This window comes from Kitasatospora sp. NPDC058965, from assembly GCF_042741245.1.
Lineage (GTDB): Bacteria > Actinomycetota > Actinomycetes > Streptomycetales > Streptomycetaceae > Kitasatospora.
The window spans coordinates 1-16,537 of record NZ_JBHYKG010000030.1; the positions used below are offsets into that span (position 1 = coordinate 1).

General features: G+C 74.2%; 17 protein-coding genes and 2 pseudogenes. 11 read left to right on the top strand and 8 right to left on the bottom strand.

The features are described 5' to 3' along the window. Both ACFW1A_RS07880 and ACFW1A_RS07885 read left to right on the top strand, forming a co-directional pair. A pseudogene (locus tag ACFW1A_RS07880) lies at positions 1 to 549 on the top strand (long-chain fatty acid--CoA ligase); the annotation flags it as partial. Next, positions 546 to 1,508 (top strand): NAD-dependent epimerase/dehydratase family protein, encoded by a 963-nt coding sequence (locus ACFW1A_RS07885; RefSeq protein WP_380405983.1) that lies wholly within the window; start codon positions 546 to 548, stop codon positions 1,506 to 1,508. The pseudogene ACFW1A_RS07880 and the gene ACFW1A_RS07885, both read left to right, overlap by 4 nt. On the opposite strand, the gene ACFW1A_RS07890 is transcribed toward ACFW1A_RS07885, so the two are convergent. Beyond that, positions 1,460 to 2,209: a TetR/AcrR family transcriptional regulator gene (locus ACFW1A_RS07890; protein ID WP_380405987.1), complete on the bottom strand. Its 750-nt coding sequence runs from the start codon at positions 2,207 to 2,209 to the stop codon at positions 1,460 to 1,462. The genes ACFW1A_RS07885 and ACFW1A_RS07890 overlap by 49 nt on opposite strands. Before the next feature lie 33 nt (positions 2,210 to 2,242). Here ACFW1A_RS07890 and ACFW1A_RS07895 point away from each other — a divergent pair, with 33 nt between their 5' ends. The 4 genes from ACFW1A_RS07895 to ACFW1A_RS07910 all read left to right on the top strand — a co-directional run bounded on the left by ACFW1A_RS07895 (position 2,243) and on the right by ACFW1A_RS07910 (position 5,675). Next, a complete protein-coding gene (locus tag ACFW1A_RS07895; RefSeq protein ID WP_380406111.1) occupies positions 2,243 to 2,620 on the top strand; it encodes a darcynin family protein in 378 nt (125 codons plus the stop codon). Between the two features lie 130 nt (positions 2,621 to 2,750). Then, positions 2,751 to 3,701, top strand: coding sequence for a hypothetical protein (locus ACFW1A_RS07900; protein ID WP_380405990.1), 951 nt, complete (start codon positions 2,751 to 2,753; stop codon positions 3,699 to 3,701). Positions 3,702 to 3,817: 116 nt separating this feature from the next. Then, positions 3,818 to 4,675, top strand: coding sequence for an SAM-dependent methyltransferase (locus ACFW1A_RS07905; RefSeq protein WP_380405993.1), 858 nt, complete (start codon positions 3,818 to 3,820; stop codon positions 4,673 to 4,675). Positions 4,676 to 4,757: 82 nt separating this feature from the next. Next, positions 4,758 to 5,675: an endo alpha-1,4 polygalactosaminidase gene (locus ACFW1A_RS07910; protein ID WP_380405996.1), complete on the top strand. Its 918-nt coding sequence runs from the start codon at positions 4,758 to 4,760 to the stop codon at positions 5,673 to 5,675. 69 nt (positions 5,676 to 5,744) lie between these two features. Here ACFW1A_RS07910 and ACFW1A_RS07915 read toward each other — a convergent pair whose 3' ends face one another. Then, positions 5,745 to 6,653 carry an aldo/keto reductase gene (locus ACFW1A_RS07915; protein WP_380405999.1) on the bottom strand — a complete coding sequence of 303 codons (909 nt, stop codon included), beginning with the start codon at positions 6,651 to 6,653 and terminating at the stop codon, positions 5,745 to 5,747. Then, positions 6,650 to 7,531, bottom strand: coding sequence for an NAD-dependent epimerase/dehydratase family protein (locus tag ACFW1A_RS07920; protein ID WP_380406002.1), 882 nt, complete (start codon positions 7,529 to 7,531; stop codon positions 6,650 to 6,652). The genes ACFW1A_RS07915 and ACFW1A_RS07920 overlap by 4 nt, the downstream gene beginning before the upstream one ends. 93 nt (positions 7,532 to 7,624) lie before the next feature. Between ACFW1A_RS07920 and ACFW1A_RS07925 the strand changes: the two genes are divergently transcribed. Continuing rightward, positions 7,625 to 8,581, top strand: a complete 957-nt coding sequence (locus tag ACFW1A_RS07925; protein ID WP_380406005.1) for a LysR family transcriptional regulator — start codon at positions 7,625 to 7,627, stop codon at positions 8,579 to 8,581. On the opposite strand, the gene ACFW1A_RS07930 is transcribed toward ACFW1A_RS07925, so the two are convergent. Together ACFW1A_RS07930 and ACFW1A_RS07935 are read right to left on the bottom strand one after the other, a co-directional pair. After that, on the bottom strand, positions 8,578 to 9,456 hold the full coding sequence (locus tag ACFW1A_RS07930) for a VWA domain-containing protein (protein WP_380406008.1): 879 nt from the start codon (positions 9,454 to 9,456) through the stop codon (positions 8,578 to 8,580). The genes ACFW1A_RS07925 and ACFW1A_RS07930 overlap by 4 nt on opposite strands. Before the next feature lie 26 nt (positions 9,457 to 9,482). Beyond that, positions 9,483 to 9,764: an Arc family DNA-binding protein gene (locus tag ACFW1A_RS07935; protein ID WP_380406011.1), complete on the bottom strand. Its 282-nt coding sequence runs from the start codon at positions 9,762 to 9,764 to the stop codon at positions 9,483 to 9,485. Between ACFW1A_RS07935 and ACFW1A_RS07940 the strand changes: the two genes are divergently transcribed. After that, on the top strand, positions 9,732 to 10,910 hold the full coding sequence (locus tag ACFW1A_RS07940; protein ID WP_380406116.1) for an RNA-guided endonuclease InsQ/TnpB family protein: 1,179 nt from the start codon (positions 9,732 to 9,734) through the stop codon (positions 10,908 to 10,910). The genes ACFW1A_RS07935 and ACFW1A_RS07940 overlap by 33 nt on opposite strands. A gap of 81 nt (positions 10,911 to 10,991) precedes the next feature. Here ACFW1A_RS07940 and ACFW1A_RS07945 read toward each other — a convergent pair. Further along, positions 10,992 to 11,231, bottom strand: a pseudogene (locus ACFW1A_RS07945) (VWA domain-containing protein); the annotation flags it as partial. 367 nt (positions 11,232 to 11,598) lie between these two features. Between ACFW1A_RS07945 and nadE the strand changes: the two are divergent. Continuing rightward, positions 11,599 to 12,432 (top strand): ammonia-dependent NAD(+) synthetase, encoded by an 834-nt coding sequence (gene nadE, locus ACFW1A_RS07950; protein ID WP_380406014.1) that lies wholly within the window; start codon positions 11,599 to 11,601, stop codon positions 12,430 to 12,432. Positions 12,433 to 12,724: 292 nt separating this feature from the next. Here nadE and ACFW1A_RS07955 read toward each other — a convergent pair whose 3' ends face one another. Next, a complete protein-coding gene (locus ACFW1A_RS07955; RefSeq protein WP_380406017.1) occupies positions 12,725 to 13,054 on the bottom strand; it encodes a hypothetical protein in 330 nt (109 codons plus the stop codon). Positions 13,055 to 13,276: 222 nt separating this feature from the next. Here ACFW1A_RS07955 and ACFW1A_RS07960 point away from each other — a divergent pair, with 222 nt between their 5' ends. Next, complete coding sequence (locus ACFW1A_RS07960) at positions 13,277 to 14,503, top strand: PP2C family protein-serine/threonine phosphatase (RefSeq protein ID WP_380406020.1); 1,227 nt, start codon at positions 13,277 to 13,279, stop codon at positions 14,501 to 14,503. Between the two features lie 7 nt (positions 14,504 to 14,510). Here ACFW1A_RS07960 and ACFW1A_RS07965 read toward each other — a convergent pair whose 3' ends face one another. Further along, positions 14,511 to 15,749, bottom strand: a complete 1,239-nt coding sequence (locus tag ACFW1A_RS07965; RefSeq protein WP_380406023.1) for an FAD-dependent oxidoreductase — start codon at positions 15,747 to 15,749, stop codon at positions 14,511 to 14,513. A gap of 136 nt (positions 15,750 to 15,885) precedes the next feature. Here ACFW1A_RS07965 and ACFW1A_RS07970 point away from each other — a divergent pair, with 136 nt between their 5' ends. Further along, on the top strand, positions 15,886 to 16,461 hold the full coding sequence (locus ACFW1A_RS07970) for a TetR/AcrR family transcriptional regulator (protein ID WP_380406121.1): 576 nt from the start codon (positions 15,886 to 15,888) through the stop codon (positions 16,459 to 16,461). The last annotated feature ends 76 nt before the right edge of the window (positions 16,462 to 16,537 follow it).

Consider the following 16,537-nt stretch of genomic DNA (forward strand, 5'->3'; position numbering starts at 1 on the left):
GTCGAGGCCGGGGCGAAGCTCGACCACGCGAGCGCCGGCGACCTGGCCGGCCACCCGCTGCCCGGCGTCTCGGCGCGCCTGAACGAGCAGGGCGAACTGCTGCTGCGTGGCCCGCACCTGGCGATCGGCTACCTCGGCGGCGGACCGATCGGCGAGCTCAACACCGGCGACCGCGCCCGGATCGACCCCGAGGGCCGGATCGTGCTGCTCGGACGGACCAAGGACATGCTGATCCGCGGCTCCTTCAACCTCTACCCGGGCCTGTACGAACCCGCCGTCGCCGCCCTGCCGGGCGTCGCCGAGGCCGTCTTCGTGGGCGTGCCCGATCCGCTGACCGCGGACGAGGCCGTCGTGCTGGCGGTGCGGGCCGACGGATCGGTCCCCGAGCCGGAGCTGGTCCGGGCGCTGCGCCGGCGGCTGCCCACCCTGATCGACCACGCCGCGCTGCCGGACCGGATCCAGTGCCTGCCCGCGATCCCCCGCCGGGGCCGGACCGAGAAGCCCGACCGCGACCGCCTGCGCGCGCTGGTGGGGGAGGGGACGCCGTGATCGTCGTCGTCACCGGGGCCAGCGGGTTCGTCGGCGGCGCGCTGTGCCGCGCGGCCCGGGCGGCCGGCCACCGGGTGCTCGCGCTGGGCCGGCGCCCGGCCGTCGACCCCGCCCTGGTCGGCGGCGCGCCCTACCTCTCCTGGGACCTGGCCGACCCGTCCGCCCGCCCGGCGGTACCGGCCCCGTTCGCCCGACCCGACGCGGTGGTGCACTGCGCCGGGCTGGCCACCGACTGGGCCCGCCCCGAGGCGTTCGAACACGGCAACGTGCTGACCACCCGCGGCGCCCTGGCCGCCTTCCCCGACGCGGCGCGCTTCGTGCACCTGTCCACCGCGAGCGTCTACGACCCGCGCCGGCCGACCGTCCTGGCCCGGGAGGCCGAGGCCGACGGGGTCCGGCTGCCGGACCCCTACGGGCGCTCCAAGGCGCAGGCCGAGGCCTGGGTGCGCCGGCTGCGCCCGGACGCGGTCGTGCTGCGCCCGCACGCCGTCTACGGTCCCGGCGACACCACGCTGCTGCCGCGGGTGCTCCAGGCGGTGCGCCGGACCCCGCGCGGACCGCGCCTGTTCGCGGTCGGCGACGGCCGCCAACTGCTGAGCCTGACCGGCGTGGCGAACCTGGTCGACGCCTGCCTGCTCGCCGCCGCGGGCGACGCGCACGGGACCTTCAACGTGTGCGACCGCGAGCCGGTCCGACTGGACGACGTGCTGCGCGAGGTGCTCATCGGCCACGGCCTCCCGCCCGCCCCCGTCTACCTCCCGCTCGCCGTGGCCCTCCCGCCGGCCCGCGCCGCCGAACTGCTCGCCCGCGCGACCGGGTCCGCCCGCCGCCCCCGCCTCACCGTCTACGCCGTCCGCCACCTGGCGCACGAGCGCACCCTCGACCTCACCGCCGCCCGGACCCGGCTGGGCTACCGGCCGGCCCCCACCGACCTCGGCCCGGCGCTGCGCGCGTCCTGACGCTCCCGGAAGAGCCCCAGCACCTGCGCCAGGTTCTCCTCGAAGAACGGCTCCGGGTCGGCCAGCGCGAACTCCAGCTGGCCGAAGGCCTCCAGGGCGACCAGGCCGTAGAGCCGGGCCCAGACCTGGACGAACAGGTGCAGCACCGGCTGGGGGACCGGATCGGCGAGGTGTTCGCGCAGGTCGTCCAGCTGGCTCCACCAGGCTGGCTCGGGCTGCGGCGGCTCCTGCGCGGGGACGGCGCCCGCGCGCCACAGGTCGGTCATCAGGCCGAGGAAGACCTGGCCGAAGCGCCAGGCCGGGTCGTGCGCCGGGTCCGCGGGGGTGGTGCCCGCGTCGGCCAGGGGCTTGCCGAAGAGCAGGCCGAACTCGGCGCGGTGCCGCAGCGCCCAGCGGCGCAGCGCGCGGGCGGCGGCGGCGAACCGCTCGGCGGTGGGCGCGCCCGGGTCGGCGTCGCGGGCCGCTTCGAGGTCCGCGGCCAGGTCCAGGTAGAGGTCCCCGACCACGGCCTGGACCAGCGCCCGGTGGTCGGGGAAGTACCGGCACACCCCGGGTGCGGTCATGCCGACCTCGCGGGCGGTGGCGCGCAGGGTGAGCGCGGCCGGCCCGTCGGCGGCGAGCAGGCGCCGGGCGGCCTGCAGGATCTCCGCCGCGGTCTGTGCGCGCTGCCGCTCGCGGCGGGTGGGCGGCTGGTCGGGCATCCGGCTCCCCTTGACTTTGCTAACACTGTCAGCATTAGCTTACAGCGTCAGCAAACGGCGGTTCCACCAAGGGGGTCCCCGATGTACACGGTCATGCTCGGTTACACGTTCGCGCCGAAGTGGCTGGCCCTGCCCCGGGCCGAGCGCAACCGGCTGCGCGGCGTGCACGTCGCGCCACTGCTGGAGAGGTACGCGGACCGGGTGCGGGCCCGGTTCTTCGACGCGGAGGCGTTCCAGACCCGGTTCAGCGACTTCGCCCTGCTGGAGACCGAGGACCTGACGGCCTACTACTTCCTGGTCGAGGAGCTGCGCGACACCCCGCTGGTGGCCGAGGGCTACCTGGCCTTCAAGGACGTGGTGATCGGCATCGAGGACGGCTTCCAGCACTTCGAGCGCAGCCGGGCGGCGTAGGCGGCGGCGCCGACCGGCTGCCGGGTGCGGTCGGTCGGCTGCGCCCGCCGGCCACGGGGCGACAACGATGCGTGGCCGGACGGTCCGGTTCGTGGATCACCGGGGGGCCGTTCCTGACACAATGTCGGCCATGACCCCACCACTTAAGGCCGCCGGCGCGGCCCTGCTGCTCGTCGCCCTGCTCGGTACGACCACCGCCTGTGACGCCCAGAAGGCGGCTCCGGCCGCCGACTCCGCCGCCGGGCAGGGCCGCACGGTGGTGGGGTACACCCCGGAGCACCCGCTGAGTGACGATCAGTTGAAGCAGTCCGCCGACACGTTGCGGCGGCGGGCGGAGAAGCTCGGACTGAAGGACGCCCGGGTGACGGTGGCCTCGGGCGGCCTCTCGCTCTCCGCGGTGGGGTCCGTGGGCAGTGTGGCGGCGGCGCTCGGGCACCAGCCGGTGCTGGTGTTCCGACCGGTCCTGGCGACCGAGTTGGCCTCGCTGGTGATCCCGGGCGCACCGACCGGCCCCGTGACGAGCACCCCGGCCGCGCCCGCGCCCGGGGGCACGGGGTCAGGAGGCCTGACCGGCTCCACGTTCGACACCGGGACCGTGCCCGCCGCGCTGCAGCAGCAGTTCACCGCCCTCAACTGCGCCACCGCACCGGCCGGTTCCGGCGGCGCCGGGCCGGCCGCCGACGCCACCGCCGACACCGTCGCCTGCGACAGCGCGCTCGCGACCCCCGGCCAGGCCCGGTACAAGTTCGCGCTGGGTCCGGTCGCGGTCAAGGGCAGCGACGTCGCCGACAGCACGGCCGGGCAGCAACAGGGTGCCTGGACGGTCAACCTGCGCTTCGACGCCGAGGGTTCGGCCGCGTTCGCCGCCATGACCGGCAAGCTCGCCACCCAGCAGGATCCCGCCAACCAGCTGGCGATCGTGCTGGACGGCGGCGTCGTCTCGCACCCCTACGTCGCCCAGCCGATCACCGGGGGCGCCGCGCAGATCAGCGGCAACTTCACCGAGCAGCAGGCGAAGACGCTGGCCGCCCAGCTCTCGGCCGCCCTGCCCGTCGAGCTGCGGGCGGGCACCCCGCAGTGAGCCGGGCCGGTCGTCCGGCCACGAGCTGCGCATACTTGTCCACCTGGATGTCACCTGTGAGTCCGCTGATATGACTAGACTGCCGCCTGCCTGAAGTGATCGAGAAGGAGCAGGGGATGGCAGTGGGCGGCATGTGGCAGTCGGCGGGCGAACTCGGGCCCGACGAGCCGATCAGCCCGTTGATCCGTCAGGACATCCCGCACAGCGCCCGGATGTACGACTACTTCCTGGGCGGCAAGGACAACTACGCGGTGGACCGCGAGGCGGCCGAGCGGGTGCTGACGGTCTTTCCGACCATGCGGACCGCCGTGTGGGCCAACCGGACCTTCATGCACCGGGCGACCCGGGTGCTGGCCCGGCGCGGGCTGCGCCAGTGGCTCGACATCGGGACCGGCATCCCCACCTCGCCCAACCTGCACGAGGTCGCGCAGTCGGTCGAGCCCGCCGCACGGGTGGTCTACGCGGACAACGACCCGGTGGTGCTGGCGCACTCGCGGGCCCTGATGACCAGCGCGCCGGAGGGGCGGACGGCCTACGTGCACGGCGACGTGCGCGACCCGGAGGCGATCCTGGCCACCCCGCAGGTGGCCGCCACCCTCGACCTCGGGCAGCCGGTGGTGCTCTCGATGGTGGCGCTGCTGCACTTCGTGCCGCACCTGGACGAGGCGCACCGGATCGTGCGCCGGCTGCTGGAGCCGCTGCCGTCCGGCTCGGCGCTGGCCCTCTCGCACGCCACCGCCGAGCTGGACCCGGCCGGGGCCACCAAGGTCGAGGAGATCTACAACCAGGCCGGCACCACCCTGCGGCTGCGCCCCAAGGCCGAGTTCGCCACCTTCTTCGACGGGCTGGACCTGCTGGAGCCGGGCATCGTCCCCGCACACCGCTGGCACCCGAAGGACGGGGACGGCGGCATCGACGCCGAGGTGGCGGACGCCCAGGTCTCGTTCTACGCCGGCGTGGCGATCAAGCCGTAGCCGACACCCGTCCGCGCCTCATCAAACGCTCATGCCGCACCGGGCACAGTGGTGCCGAGGCGAGCGGAACGGGGAGTCGGGCATGCGGGCACGGTGGGCTGGAACGGGCGCGGTCGGCGCGGCCCTGGTGGTGCTGTCGTTGGTGGCGGGCTGCTCCTCGGGCGGGTCCGGCGGCTCGGACGGCTCCGACCGGTCGGACGGCACGCCGAACCCGGTGCCGAGCGCGTCGCCGCCGTCCATGCCGACCGTGCCGTCCGGGCCGACCGTGCCGTCCGGTCGGCCGGTGGTCCCGCCGCCGGTCGGGGCCAGGTTCGACTACCAGATCGGCGAACCCTATCCGGCCCCCGCGGGTGTCACCGTGGTCTCCCGGGACAGCGGCGCGGATCCGGCCGCGGGGCTCTACAGCATCTGCTACCTCAACGCCTTCCAGGTGCAGCCCGGGAGCGAGGAGTGGTGGCGGCAGCACCACCCCGACCTGCTGCTGCGCGACCGCAAGGGCGCGCAGGTGATCGACAAGGCCTGGCAGGAGCCGCTGCTCGACGTCGGCACCGAGGCCAAGCGGGCCGCGCTCGCCGAGATCGAGTACACCTGGATCGACGGGTGCGCCGCCAAGGGCTTCCAGGCGGTCGAGCCCGACAACCTCGACTCCTACAGCCGCTCCGACGGCCTGCTCGACCCGTCGCACGCCGTCGCCTTCGCCGCCCTGCTCGCCCGCCGCGCGCACGCCGACGGGCTGGCGATCGGTCAGAAGAACGGCGCCGAGATCCTCGACCGGCGCGCGGAGGTCGGCTTCGACTTCGCCGTCGCCGAGGAGTGCGGCAGTACCGACGAGTGCGGGCAGTACCTGGCGGCCTACGGGGGCCGGGTGCTCGACATCGAGTACGACGACGCCGGGTTCGGCGCGGCCTGCCGGCAGGCGAAGGCCGAGATGGCCGTGGTCCGCCGCGACCACGACGTCACCGGCCCGGGCAACGCCAAGCACGTCTACCGGCAGTGCTGAGGCCGACGGTCCGTCAGCCCAGGCCCCGTGTCGACGGTCCGTCCGCCCAGGCCCGGTGTCGACGGTCCGTCAGCCTCGGGCCGGTGTCGACGGTCCGTCACCGAGCAGGGCCAGCTCGCCCGGCGACAGGGTGAGCCCGGCCGCCGCCGCGCTGTCCCGCACCGAGGCCGGGCGCCGGGCACCCGGGATCGGGACCACCACCGGGGACTGCGCCAGGTGCCAGGCCAGGCAGACCCGCTGCGGGCTCACCCCGCGCGCCCGCGCCACGACGTGGAACGCCGAGTCGGTGGGCGGCGCGGCCGTACCCGGTTCGTCGACCGCGCTGACCGAGATCCCGCCCAACGGGCTCCAGGGCAGGAACGCCAGACCCAGCTCGGTGCACAGGTCGAGGGTGTCCCGGGCGGCCCGGTGCGCCGGCGAGAAGCGGTTCTGCACCGAGACCAGGCGCGGGCCGAGGATCTCCCGCGCGGTGCGGATCTGGTCGACGTCCACGTTGGACAGGCCCACCATCCGGATCGTCCCGGCGTCCGCCAGCTCCCGCAGCGCGCCGACCGAGTCGGCGAACGGGACGGCGGGGTCCGGCTTGTGCAACTGGTAGAGGTCGATCGCCGCCACGCCGAGCCGGGCCGCCGAACCCTCGGCCGCCCGGCGCAGGTGGCGGGGATCCCCGTCGACCGTCCACGAGCCGTCACCGGGCCGGCCGCGCCCGCCCTTGGTGGCCACCAGCACCCGGTCGGCACCGGAGCCGTACCGGGCCAGGGCACGGGCGACCAACCGCTCGTTGTGGCCGAGCTCGCCCGCGTGCCAGTGGTAGCTGTCGGCGGTGTCGATCAGCCGCACGCCCGCCTCCAGCGCGGCGTGCACGACGGCGATCGCCCGCGCCTCGTCCGGGCGCCCCTCCACCGAGAGCGGCATGGCCCCCAGGCCGACGGCCCCCACCGGCACACCGCCGACCGTGCGCTCGCCGGCGGGCGTCATCCGCGCGCCTCCCGCACGGCCTGCGGCAGCCAGGCGCCGATCGCGGAGAACCGGAAGCCCAGTGCCTGCGCCCGGCCCGTGTCCATCGGGTAGCCGCGCGCGAACGAGAAGGGCGAGAGCGCCTCGCCGGTCCCGACCACCGGGCGCGGCCGGACGCCGAGCTCGCGCCCGATCGCCGCGCACAGCTCGCGCGCGTCCAGCGTCCCGGGCGAGGCCGCGTTCACCGCGCCGGTGAACTCCGCCACCGCGGCCCGGGCCAGGAAGGCGGCGATCTCCGGCGCGTGCACGAAGGAGGCGGGCCGCGGCTCGGGGTGGACCAGCACCGGCCGGCCCTGCGCGATCCGCTCGACGTAGTGGGCCAGCCGTCCGGTGAAGTCGGCCCCGCCCAGGACGTGCGCGGTGCGCACGAAGGCCGTGTCGAACGGGGCCTGCCGGGCGAGCACCGCCTCCGCCTGGCGCTTGCCCTCGCCGTAGTGCTGATCCCGGAACTGCCGGTCAGGCCACGGCAGCGCGAGGTCGACCGGCCACCGCGACGGATCGACGGCCTCCTCCCGCACCGCCGCACCGTCCAGCTCGGCGTAGACCTCCACGGTGGAGGTCATCACGTAGCGCCGGGTCCGGCCGGCGAAGACCCGGGCCGCGGCGGCCGCCTGGCGGGGCGTGTAGCAGACCTGGTCCACCACCGCGTCGAAGCTGCGGTCGCCCAGGGCCGCGCGCAGCGCCGCCTCGTCGTCGCGGTCGGCCAGCAGCCGGGTGACCCCCGGCGGCGGGGGCGCGGACCCCCGGTTGACCACCGTCACCGCGGCGCCGGCCGCCCGCAGTTCCCCGATCAGCAACCGGCCGAAGTACCGGTTCCCACCGATCACGCACACGTCCATTCCCAGGCCTCCCGGTCTCGTTGACGGCCAGTCTGCGCGGCGGTGATCAACAGCGGTAGTCTCGATCAGCTGACCCCGTCACAAGGAGAACTGTTGATCGACGTCCAGCGGCTGGCCGTGCTGCGCGAGGTCGCCCGGCTCGGCAGCTTCAACCGGGCCGCCACGGTGCTGCACTGCACGCCGTCCGCCGTCTCGCAGCAGATCGCCGCGCTGGAGCGGAGCCTGGGCACCGCCGTGGTCGAGCGCTCCACCCGGGGCGTGGTGCCGACCGACGCGGGCCGCCTGCTGGTGGAGGCCGCCGACGCGATCGCCGCCGAGCTGACCGACACCCAGCAGCGCCTGGACCGGCTCGCCGCCGACCGGGCCGAACTCACCGTCGCGACCTTCGCCAGCGCCGGGCGGCGGCTGCTGCCCGCAGCGCTGGCCGCGTTCGCCGCCGAGCACCCCGAGGTGGAGCTGACGGTGCTGGAGGCGGAGCCCGAGGAAAGCCTGCCCGCGGTCCGCGAAGGGCGCGCCGACCTCGCCCTCGCCTACCACTTCGACGGCCCGCCGCCCGGCCGCCCCGGGGACCGGTCGGGCCTGGACTGGACGTCGTTGGGCACCGACCCGCTGCGGGTGGTACTGCCCCGCGACCACCCGGCCGCGGTCCGCCACCGGCGCCGGCCCGAACCCCCGCACCTGGCCGAACTCGCCGACCAGCGCTGGATCCTGGGCTGCCGGAAGTCCGCCGACCAGTTCGCCCGGTACGCCGAGCTCGCCGGGGTCCGGCTGCGGATCGCGTGCACCGCGACCGACTACGAGTTCGCCCAGTCGCTGGTCCGCGCAGGCATCGGCATCGCGCTGATCCCGGCGATCGGCCTGGCCGACCACCCGGACCTGGTCGCGCTGCCGCTGGCCGACCCGAGCCCGCGCCGCCACCTGGGCCTGGCCCTGGCCCGGCGCCGCCGCGGCCCGTCCGCCCGGCTGGCGGAGCAGCTCGCCGCGCACCTGGGCGGCGCGCTGCCCCGCTCCGGGACCGCGGCGCCGCGCGGGCGGGAGGTCGAGGACTAGAGCATGACCAGCAGCTTGGTGCCCGGCAGCAGCTTGCGGTTCACCGAGGTCGACTGGACGAAGACGGTGTACGACGGGTTCTCGCCCGGCTTGACCGCCACCTCCGAGTTCGGCAGGCCGAGCAGTCGACGGGCGGCCGGGCCGGAGAACACCCGGCCCGTCAGCTGTCCGGTGGTCGGGTCCTTCTCGGCCACGGCGAGCTGCTTGCCGCCCTGGATCTTCTCGCGCTTGGACAGCTCGTAGAAGGCGCAGCCGCTCCGGTACTGGTGCCCCGCGCGGGTGACGCAGTCGCGGATCGGGCTCTGCTGGTCGACCGGGACCAGGACGTAGCTGCCGGTGGCGAGGGCGTCGAGGCTCCCCGCGACGTCGGCCGAGCTCAGGTCCTGGCCCATGGCGAACAGGTTCTTGGTGCCGCGCACGCCCTGCTCGCGGCCCCGCAGGAAGCTGGTGGCGGCCGACTTGACGGTGCCGATGGCCTCCTCGACACCCTTGCTGGAGTCCGCGTCCCAGATCGCGATGTTGCCCGCGGGGAAGCCGTACTCCTGGGCCGTGCGCTTGGCCAGCGAGTTCGGGACCAGGATCGCCGAGGTCCAGTGGTCGGGCAGTCCGTCCAGCGCGGTGCGGATGCGGTCGGTCCAGGAGCGCAGCACGGCGGCCCCGCGGCCGGCGGCCATCCGGATGTGCATCTGGCCGGTCTCCGAGCAGCCGGAGGCGTTCTCCTCGCCGTCGGTGACGACGACCTGGAGGAAGGAGTGCTCCCCGTAGCCCTCCCAGATGTGCTCCAGGTCCTCGATCGACTTCACGGCCGCCTCGATCAGCGCCGTCGCGCCGTTGTCGACCTGGTAGAGGCCCTTCAGGGACGGCAGGTGCTTCACCGAGCAACCGGAGGATGCTCCCGGCTTTAGCCGGGGGAAGAATCCGGCTTCCCGCGGTGGGGGTACCCCCGGCCGAAGGCTGGGGGAGGGTCGGGGGTAGCTGTTTCGCCGTCAAGGCGGACCGGCGTTGAGGTGGCGACCTGGTTCAGGGCGACCTCAAGCAGGTGCAGGATCTCTGAGTTGATGGACCGTTTGTCGGTGGTGGCCTGTACGGTCAGTCGCTGGTGGAGGTCGTCGGGGAGTCTGAGCGCGAAACGGATTATGATGTCATGACGATGTCGATGCCAGCGGATGAGGGTACGGGCCACGCTCGGTACACCTACCGCCTGCGCGTGTCGTCCACCGCTCTCGCCGCCCTTGAGGCGGAGTGGGGCCGGTGTCGGTGGATCTGGAACGAGTGCGTCCACCAGTCCCGCAAGACCGCCGTCGCCAACCGGACGCGCCCCGAAGGCGCTGACAAGGTGACGTGCGGTCCGGCGCAGTTGGACAAGATGCTGACCGAGGCCCGCGCTGCGATGGGCTGGCTGCGGGACGGTGCGTCGGTGCCGCAGCAGCAAGTCATCCGCGACTTCGCCAAGTCCCGCGCGAAGGCACTCAAGGACATCAGGGCGAAGCTGCCCCGACAGCGCTGCGCGGGGATGCCGAAGCCGAAGAAGAAGCGTGAGGCGCTGCCCAGCCTGAACTACACCACCCGTGGCTTTCGTCTCAAGGGCGGCAGGTTGCATCTCGCGGGCGAGATCGTGCTGAGCGTGGTGTGGTCGCGGGATCTGCCGTCCGTGCCGTCGTCGGTGCGCGTGTACCGCGACGCGGTCGGGCACTGGTGGGCGTCGTTCGTCGTGACCACCGGCGTTGAGCCGCTGCCCGCCACCGGCGCGGTGATCGGCATCGACTGGGGCGTTCGCGAGACCGCGACCACCACCAGCGACCGGCACGACCTCCCGCACGCGCAGCACGGCAGGACCGCCGCCAAGGCCCTGGCCAAGTACCAGCGGCGCATGGCACGGCGTAAGCCCCCCAAAGGCAAGCCTGCGTCCAACGGCTACCTCGAAGCCAAGCGGCAGGCAGCCAAGTTGCACCGCAAAGTCGCCAACCAGCGGCAGGACACCGCCCGCAAGTGGGCCAAGCAGGTCGTCAGGGACCACGACGCGATAGCGGTCGAGGACTTCCGCCCGAAGTTCCTCGCCAGGACCACCATGGCCAAGAAGGCTGCCGACGCCGCCATCGGCGCGACCAAGCGTGCCCTGATCGAGATGGGCCGCAAGCACGCCCGCAGCGTGCACCTGGTCAACCCCGCGCACACCACCATGGACTGCGCGCACTGCATGACGAGAGCCAAGCATGCACTGCCGCTGGGAATGCGCACCTACACCTGCACCGCGTGCGAAGTCTCCTCCCCGAGAGACAAGAACTCAGCACACGTGATGCTCATCCGGGCTGGACTCGTACCCGGCTGACGTTGACGGCGGAAGACGTGGACGCCCGTAGGGCGGGACCATGCAGCCCGAGTCAGAAATCCCCCGAACGAAGGCGGAATCCCCGCCTTCAGGCGGGGGAGCAGTCAAGTCCATGTCCCAGACGAGGTTCTGCACCTCGTGGTCGAAGGCGTAGAGGCTGATCCGGGTCTCGTGGCCGAGGCGGTCGGACTCCTCCTGGAGGCCCTTGACGAACTCGTCCACCACCTGGACCAACTGCGTCTCGTGCTGACGCATCGAGCCGGACCTGTCGACCACCAGCGACACGTGGTTGACCTTGTGCTTGATCCTGTTCGTGGCCATGCTGATACCCCTTTTCCCACGCCATTCCGACGCCATTTCCGGCGCCCCCTCCGACGGTGGTTCCACACTATGCGGGAGCACTGACAGTGCCTGCTGACCTGGGGTCACGGGGCTTTTCCCGGCGGCGAAAAGGGATGCGGAACGGCGGTCGACCAACGTCCCGGGTGCATTTCCCGGGAACAGCCGTGCGGTGCGGGGAATGGGCAGGGGGAATACCGGGACGACCGGAAGCGGAAGCCGCGGTCGTCCGCCGTCCCGGGACCGGCCCGGATCCGCCCGACCCCGGTTCGGTACGTTTGGGCGCGGCAGCACCGCGGGCGAGGCCTCGCGGACAGTGACACCCCGTGAACAGAAACGAGGAGCAGACGTGACCGAGTCGGCGTCCACCGCCCTGCAGCAGGAGATCGCCAGGGAACTCCAGGTCTCCGACGGGTTCGACCCCGAGCTGGAGATCGAGCGCCGGGTGGCCTTCCTCACCGAGCGGCTGACCAGCACCCGCCTGCGCTCGCTGGTGCTCGGCATCAGCGGCGGCGTCGACTCCACCACGGCCGGCCGGCTGTGCCAGCTCGCCGTCGAGCGGGCCCGGGCCGCGGGGCACGAGGCGCGGTTCTACGCGATGCGGTTGCCCTACGGCGTCCAGGCCGACGAGCACGACGCGCAGCTCGCGCTCTCCTTCATCCGGGCCGACCAGGTGCTGACCGTGGACATCAAGCCCGCGAGCGACGCGGCGCTGGCGGCCTCGCTGGCCGCGGGCGTCGGCTTCCGCGACGCGCACCACCAGGACTTCGTGCTCGGCAACATCAAGGCCCGCCAGCGCATGATCGCCCAGTACGCGGTGGCCGGCGCGCACGACGGCCTGGTGGTCGGCACCGACCACGCGGCGGAGGCGGTCTCCGGCTTCTTCACCAAGTTCGGCGACGGCGCCGCCGACCTGGTCCCGCTGACCGGCCTGACCAAGCGCCGGGTCCGCGCCGTCGCCACCACCCTCGGCGCGCCCGCCGAGCTGGTCTGGAAGACCCCGACCGCCGACCTGGAGACGCTCGACCCGGGCAAGGCCGACGAGGACGCGCTCGGCGCCACCTACGACGACATCGACGACTTCCTGGAGGGCAAGCCGGTCGACGGCCCGGTGTACGAGACGATCCTGAACCGGTACCGCCTCACCGACCACAAGCGCCGGCTCCCGATCGCCCCGCAGTAGCGGGGCCCGGCGCCGAGCCGCGGGGGCGGGTGCCCCTGCGGCCCGGCGGGTTCCGGCGGCCGGCCCGGAAGCTTCAGACGGTGCCCGCACGCCGGGTGGACCGGCGCGCTGCGGAGGTGGCGGTCATCAGGACTCCCGGGAGGGCAACTGTGGTTGGCCGTAGGGGAGGTGACTGTGCATCAGGCAGGGGGGCGGCTTCAAGGCGGTGCCCGTAAACCTGCGTGAAGCTATGGTCGGATGAGTAGTCACCTCCGCCGGAGGTCCGGCACCGCGTCGGGCGCGCGGGCGGTCGTCAGCAGTGCTCCTCCAGGTAGAGCAGGCGGCGGTCGCCATCGGTGCGGAACTCGTGCGCGAGGTAGCGCCCGCCCGAAGCAGTGCCACCGGGGCCCCGGTAGCCGGTCCTGACACCGTCCCAGAGCCGGGGGCGTTCGCCGTCCGCCGCGAGCCGGGGACGGGTGCCGCCGCTCTCGCCCAGGACGACGGTGACGGCAGGGTCCTTGATCAGTCGGCGGACGGCGCGCAGATCGAGGCGCTTCTTCCCGAGCTGCCAGGTGGTGTCCGCGTCGTCGGTCAGTCGCACCGGCGGGTCGAGCCGGTCCGGGTTCACGGGGAAGGTCTGCACGGTGGGGAGTATCCGCGACGTCGACCGGCGCGGTCATCCCGGTTTTCGCGCGCCCGACGGCTCGGCGGCCAGCCGTTCGGCCCAAGCCTGCTCGACCGCTCCGGCGCGCGGCGTAGCGTGGATGCGTGAGCGAGATCCCGTGGGTGCCCGAGGCCGGTGCTGCGTCGCGCGCCGGTCGGGGCCGGGAGCGGGGCTCCGGCGGCGGGCGCTGAGGGGCCGGCGATGGCGGACGCGGGGATCGACTACGCGGCGGTGTTCCGGACGCTGCCCGGCATGGTCGCGCTGCTGACGCCCGAGCTGGTCTACGCGGACGTCAACGAGGCGTTCGTGCGCGGGTCCGGCCGCACCCGCGAGCAGCTGCTGGGGCGGTACGTGTTCGACGTCTTCCCCGACAACCCGAACGACCCCGACGCGACCGGGGCGGGCAACCTGCGGGCCTCGCTGGAGCGGGTGCTCGCCACGGGGGAGCGGGACACCATGGCGCTGCAGCGCTACGACGTGGAGTCGACCGAGCGGCCGGGGGAGTGGGAGGAGCGGTACTGGAGCCCGGTCAACGTGCCCGTGCTCGGGGCGGACGGCCGGGTGGCGCTGATCGTGCACCGGGTGGAGGAGATCACCGAGCTGATCAAGGCCCGCGGCGGCCCGCGGGGCAGCCGCGCGCGGGTGCTGGAGGCCGAGCTCTACACCCGCGCCCGCGAGCTGCAGGAGGTCAACGAGCGGCTCCGGGAGGCCCACGCCCGCGAACGCGAGGTCGCGCTCGCGCTGCAGGAGGCGATGCTGCCCGCCCCGGGGCCGGTCGGCCACCACCGGGCTGCCGTGCGCTACCGGCCCGCCGTCGGCACCCTCAACGTGTGCGGGGACTGGTACGACCTGGTGGACCTGCCCGGCGACCGGATCGCGGTGGCCGTCGGCGACGTGGTCGGCCACGGCCTGCGCGCGGCCGGCGTCATGGGCCTGCTCCGCAGCGCGCTGAGCGCCGCCTCCCGGGTCACCCCCGGTCCGGCCCAGGCGCTGGAGGTGCTCGGGCTGTACGCCCGTTCGGTGGACGGCGCCGAGAACACCACCGCCGTCGCCATCTTCGTCGACTGGGACACCCACACCATGGGCTACAGCAGTGCCGGCCACCCCCCGCCGGCCCTGCTGCACACGGACGGCACCGTCGTCTTCCTCGACCGGGCCACCGATCCGCCGCTCGGCGCCCGGCCCGACCACGTCCCGCGCCCGCAGGCGACGACGGCCTTCGGTGAGGGCGACGTGCTGGTCCTGTACACCGACGGGCTGATCGAGCGCCGCGGCGAGGACATCGACGTGGGGCTCGCCCGCCTCGCCGCCTCGCTCGCCGGCCACCGCGGCACCGACCCGGAACCGCTCGCCGACGCGCTGCTGCTCGACCTGCTCCCGGCCGCGGGCGCGACGGACGACACGGCTCTGGTGATCGTGCGGCTCTGATGCACGGTCAGGCGGCGCCGGCCGCCCGGCGGGCCCGCTCCTCGCGGTAGGCGGCCGCGCGGGCGAGGTAGTTCCGGTGCTCCTGCGCGTGGTCGGGCGGCAGGTTCGGCGCGTCGGGCGTGGTGGTGGCGAAGAACTGCCGGAGCGCCTCGTTCGAGCTCGTGGCCAGCGGCCCGGAGCGGGCGAACATGTCCGCCTCGTAGCCGGAGACCGCCCGGTCGAGCCCGGCCGCCGTGCCGGGGTCGGCCACCGCCGCGACGAGCGCGAGCGCGAGCTCGGCGCCGTCCAGCATCGCGAGGTTGGCGCCGTGGCCGCCGAACGGTGCCATCAGGTGGGCCGCGTCACCGATCAGGGTGACCCCGGGGACGTGCTCCCAGGTGAGCGGAGCGGGCAGGGCCCGGAAGGAGCGGGGCACGAAGTCGCCGTCGTTGCGGGTGACCAGCGAGCGCAGCTGCGCGGACCAGTGGCCGAACTCCTTCACCAGGTGGGCGCGGACGCCCTCCGGGTCGGCGAGGTCCAGGCCCGCCGCGACCTGCCAGTCGGGTGCGGCGCGGAAGGCGAGGTAGCCGCGGACCACGCCGTTGCCGTTGCGCTGGAGGATCATCGCGCGGCCGTCGTTGTCGTTGGCGAACAGGTGACCGGCGCCGACCAGCGCGGCCAGGTCGGGGTGGCGGGTGTCGACGTCGTCGAACCGGGCGTCGAGGAAGCAGACCCCCAGGTGCTGCGGCACGGCGTCGCTGACCAGGGGGCGGACCGTCGACCAGGCCCCGTCCGCGCCGACGACCAGGTCGGCGTCGACGGCGGTGCCGTCGGCGAACTCCAGGCGGTGCGCGCCCCGGCCCAGCGGGGTGATCCGGACGAGCCGGTGCCCCCAGCGGACGGTGCCGGGCCGCAGGTGGTCGTCGAGCAGCCGGCGCAGTCGGCCGCGGTCGATCTCGGGAGCGGCCTCGTCGCCGGGGGCCGGCGTGAACTCGGCCAGGACCGCGCCGTGGTGGTCGCGGCGGGTCTTGGCCTGCCCCTCCGGCCGGGCCGCGGCGGCGAACGCGTCCGTCAACCCGGCGTCCGCCAGGGCGATCTGACCCGAGTCGGCGTGCAGGTCGAGGGTGCCGCCGGGGTCGCGGGAGTCCACGGCGTCGTCGGCGTCGTACACCGTGACCGCGAGGCCGTGCCGCTGCAGGACCCGGGCACAGGTCAGTCCGGCGGGCCCGGCGCCGACGATGCAGACGGTGGGTGTGCTGGTGGTCATCGGGACCTTCCCTTCGCATGGGTGGCGTCGCGGGCGGACCGCGACAGCACCAGCATAGGTGCAACCGCTAAAAAAGCGTAACCGTTCAACTTTCTGATCCGCTGCACCGGGACGATAGAGTGGACGGGTGACCGAGATCGGGCGCCGCGAGCGCAAGAAGGCAGCCACCCGCCAGGCCCTGGCCGACGCGGCGCTGCGGCTGTTCCTGGAGCACGGCTACGACAGCGTCGGCGTGCGCGAGATCGCGGACGCGGCCGACGTGTCGGTGACCACGCTGTTCAAGCACTTCCCGGACGGCAAGGAGGCCCTGGTCTTCGACCAGGACGCCGATCGCGAGGCGGCGCTGGTGGCGGCGGTCCGCGAGCGCCCCGCCGGCCGGTCGGTCCCGCAGGCCCTGCACGCGCTGCTGCAGGACGAGCGCTCCCGGCGGATCCGCACCGACCCGCGGTTCCCCGACTTCCTGCACCTGATCGACGCGACCCCCGCCCTGCGCGAGTACGCCCGCCGGATGTGGCTGCGCCACGAGGGCGCCCTGGCCGCCGCGATCGCCGCCGACGCCGGGCTGCCCGGGCCCGACGCCGGCTGCCGCGCGCTGGCCCACTTCGCCCTGGAGGCGGTCTCCCTGGTCCACGGGGACCGGGACCCCGAGGCGGCGCTCGCCCGGATCTTCGACCTGCTCGACCACGGTTGGAGCGGGACGGGGGCGGCCTGACGGACGGTCACCGGGGGTGCCGGGCGGTCCGGGCCGGAGCGGACCGTGCGTCGGGCGTGCGCGTGGCGACCGTCCC

What these genes read in the sequence shown, in the direction of transcription:
- ACFW1A_RS07905 (WP_380405993.1), top strand. Translation starts at nt 3,818, where the DNA reads ATGGCAGTGGGCGGCATGTGGCAGTCGGCGGGCGAACTCGGGCCCGAC.
- ACFW1A_RS07915 (WP_380405999.1), bottom strand. Translation starts at nt 6,653, where the DNA reads ATGACGCCCGCCGGCGAGCGCACGGTCGGCGGTGTGCCGGTGGGGGCC.
- ACFW1A_RS07890 (WP_380405987.1), bottom strand. Translation starts at nt 2,209, where the DNA reads ATGCCCGACCAGCCGCCCACCCGCCGCGAGCGGCAGCGCGCACAGACC.
- ACFW1A_RS07910 (WP_380405996.1), top strand. Translation starts at nt 4,758, where the DNA reads ATGCGGGCACGGTGGGCTGGAACGGGCGCGGTCGGCGCGGCCCTGGTG.
- ACFW1A_RS07965 (WP_380406023.1), bottom strand. Translation starts at nt 15,749, where the DNA reads ATGACCACCAGCACACCCACCGTCTGCATCGTCGGCGCCGGGCCCGCC.
- ACFW1A_RS07900 (WP_380405990.1), top strand. Translation starts at nt 2,751, where the DNA reads ATGACCCCACCACTTAAGGCCGCCGGCGCGGCCCTGCTGCTCGTCGCC.
- ACFW1A_RS07920 (WP_380406002.1), bottom strand. Translation starts at nt 7,531, where the DNA reads ATGGACGTGTGCGTGATCGGTGGGAACCGGTACTTCGGCCGGTTGCTG.
- ACFW1A_RS07940 (WP_380406116.1), top strand. Translation starts at nt 9,732, where the DNA reads ATGTCGATGCCAGCGGATGAGGGTACGGGCCACGCTCGGTACACCTAC.
- ACFW1A_RS07960 (WP_380406020.1), top strand. Translation starts at nt 13,277, where the DNA reads ATGGCGGACGCGGGGATCGACTACGCGGCGGTGTTCCGGACGCTGCCC.